Origin of the sequence: Anaeromonas frigoriresistens (assembly GCF_016820655.1) — a bacterium.
Lineage (GTDB): Bacteria > Bacillota > Clostridia > Tissierellales > SIT17 > Anaeromonas > Anaeromonas frigoriresistens.
This window is the reverse complement of sequence record NZ_WSFT01000003.1, coordinates 1-3,360: the sequence shown is the minus strand read 5'-3', so window position 1 is coordinate 3,360 and position 3,360 is coordinate 1. Positions and strand designations below refer to the sequence as shown.

The window sequence follows — 3,360 nt, the reverse complement described above, 5'->3', positions numbered from 1 at the left end:
CACGTATTTTTCTGATATGAATTTAGCTCCACCTATGATTGCCTCTTCTGGTGTAAACCATCCTGACTTGTATGCATATTGGGATCCAGATTCTAATGGATTAGAATCATAGGCTCCTATACCATACATATTATATATTTTTTGACCTTCTACAGATATTGCTCCTGTGGCTAATTTAGACCAGCCTTGTCCTGTCTCTAATAGGGCATGGGATATTAGATAGATTTCATTGATATTATATTGTTTACTTGCTTCAATGAATGCTTGTCCTTGTCCCTCTAATATACCTTTACCAACCAAGATATTATCTAATTGATCTGCTGATAGTCCACTGTTGCCTGATAATACTAGAAATTGATACATTTCTTGAGGAGCTTGATTTGTATCCTGAGTATAATCTCCATGGACCCAACCTACTACTCCATTTGTCTTTATCTTGTACCACCCATTTTGTTGATCTAATACGATATATATGTCTTTACTCTTTACTTGAGCTATGACATTTCCAGTGGTACTTGGTGTATTTCTTACATTTAATACTTCAGTATTTATCTCTATGGAAGATAGGTTTTGAACTTCTCCTTTTGTAATTGTATCTGCTGATACACCTTTAAGGTATCCACCATGGACCCATCCTGTGGTATTGGATGTTTTTATCTTATACCATCCATTAGATTCTTCTAACGGAGTATATACTTCTCCTTTTAGTACCTTATCTACTATACTATAGCTTGTGGATGTTCCTTCTCTTACATTTAATCTATCTGCTGTTACTTCCATTTTGGAATATGTGTTGTTTTTAGCTTGATAGCTAGTTCTTACATATCCACCATGGACCCAACCTGTAGCATTTGATGTTTGTATTAGGTACCATCCCTTAGATTCATCTAATACTGTATATACTTGTCCTAGTGATACTTGATCTACTACGTTACTATTAGTAGTTGCATTTTCCCTTACATTTAATGTGTCTGTTGTTACTTTTAATTGACCTACAATATCATATGTATAGGAATTTGTTGAGTTTTGTAGATAGTTTTCTGGATTTAGGTACTTATCCACTTCATTAACTTGGGCTGTTCTCCAAGTTCTATCATATACATCTGTTTGAGGATTTTTATTTAATTGAGTAAGTAATATATCCTGGAAAGTCTTACTATAGTTTGTATTTTGATATATTAAATTACCTAATATATTATAGCTGGTTTGACTAGATACTACCTTCTCTGGCGATTGGTCCTTGATTCGGGCATCTACCTTAAAGGTATATGTTCCTCTTTTATTAGGAGTATATGTATAGTTTGTATCTCCACTATAGTCCTTTAATACTTCCCATTCACCACTATTGTAGCTAACCATATATTTGTATTCTACATTTTCTGTTCCTATCGGTGTTGCTGATATTGTTACTGGAATATTTATGTGTGTAGACTTTTCTTTATCTATTGCTAGATTTACATCTTCTAGAACTTCTAATACTTTAACTGATAGCTCTTTAGATACTACTTGAGAAGTGCCTTTTACTCTTGCATTTACCCTTATAACATAGTCTCCTGAAGCTGTTGGTGTATAAGTATAGGTATCAGTATCGCTATAATTCTTTACTGTAATCCATTTATCATTATCTTTTATTTGATATTGATACTCTACATTTTCTGCTCCTACTGGAGTCACATTCAAGGTTGCCTTTTCGTTCTTGTATATGGTACTTTTACTTAGTGATACTTTTATACTATCTAAGACTTCTACCGGCTCTTCTTTAACTTCTTCTATTACTTTTACATATCCTCCATGGACCCATCCAGTTACTTTGGATGTATCTATCTTATACCATCCATTGGATTCTGCTAATGTTTCATATTTTTGACCCTCATATACTTGGAATATCCTCATACTACTTGTTGTAGGTTTGGTTCTTACATTTAGTATCGGGGTTGTTATTTCTATTTTCTTATTTACTTCTGGTGCTGGTGTTGATGTAGAGACTGTCTTTAGATAATCCCCATGGACCCATCCTGTCACCTTTGATGTCTTTATCTTATACCAAGTACCTGATTTAGCTATTGGTGTATATTTTTGTCCTTTTAATACTTGATCTATTATTTTATAACTAGTAGATGTTCCACTTCTTACGTTTAATCTATCTGCTGTCACTTCCATTTGAGAGTATTTGGTCTCTGGTGCTGGAGCTGGTGTAGATGTAGATACCGTCTTTACATAGTCTCCATGGACCCATCCTGTCACTTTAGAAGTCTTTATCTTATACCATTTTCCTGATTGAGCTACTGGTGTATATTTTTGACCTTTTAGAACTTGAGATATCCTATAGCTGCTAGTTGTTGGCTCTAGACGTACATTCAGTCTATCTGCTGTCACTTCTACTGTAGGATATGTTTTTGAGATTGAATCATTAATTACTACTACATATCCTCCATGAATCCATCCTGTCACTGTGGAAGTCTTTATCTTGTACCATCCATTAGATTGGTCTATAACACTATAGACTTGTCCACTTAATACTTGGGATATTTTTCTGCTGCTAGTTGTCGGTCTTTCTCTTACGTTTAAGATACTTGTGTTTACTTTCACATCTTTTAAGCTACTATACTGACTTGCATAGGCTAATGATGGTGACAGTAATTTTGATATTTTGTTATTGTTCTCTTCTGATACTTTTACATCCGTATTTGTAGCTGCAAATACTACTAATATACTGGATGTTAATATTAATACTTTGCCCTTCAACTTCTTCCCCCCTTTAAGTGTTTGTAATTTTTTGATAAATAGTAACAAATTTCTCTTTTATTCTACCATTTACCAGAGTATTTATAAATGTGATAATGGTCCCATTTATAAATATTCTTCTTTATAATTAATTTCGCCCTTTTTTGATAAATTCCTTCTTATTTTTTGATTTTTTTGGTGAGATTTGGAATATGGTTCTTTGATGGGGTTAGGATGACGATGGTGAGAAACTTAAAAGATAAGTAATGAAAATACTTAAAAGATAAGATCCTTCGTTTCACTCAGGATGACAAGCTACAGATTCAAGATGATAAAAGAATGTCACTTTTGAACAAAAAAGATAGGGCTCATATGAGCCCTACCTTTTAATACCTATTCTTATTCTCCATATTTCGGAACTTCAAATCTTAAATAATAATTTGTGCATAAATCATATAGTTCTTTTATTTTTGCTGTTTGTTTATATGCCCAGCCTATATCTGTTGCATATTGATGTACTCCAGGGATGTCTGGGTTCCATCTCATTTTATATAGTGTATCTTGAGCATAGGTAGGGTTGTTCACGTATTTTTCTGATATGAATTTAGCTCCACCTATGATTGCCTCTTCTGGTGT

1 protein-coding gene and 1 pseudogene are annotated in these 3,360 nt (G+C 33.5%); both read right to left on the bottom strand.

Going from position 1 to position 3,360, the window contains the following annotated elements; translation table 11 throughout:
• Positions 1 to 2,745, bottom strand: a 2,745-nt coding sequence (locus GOQ27_RS00075; protein WP_203364767.1) for an SH3 domain-containing protein, incomplete at its 3' end; no start/stop codon positions are given.
• A gap of 378 nt (positions 2,746 to 3,123) precedes the next feature.
• Positions 3,124 to 3,360 (bottom strand): annotated as a pseudogene (locus GOQ27_RS00070) (hypothetical protein); the annotation flags it as partial.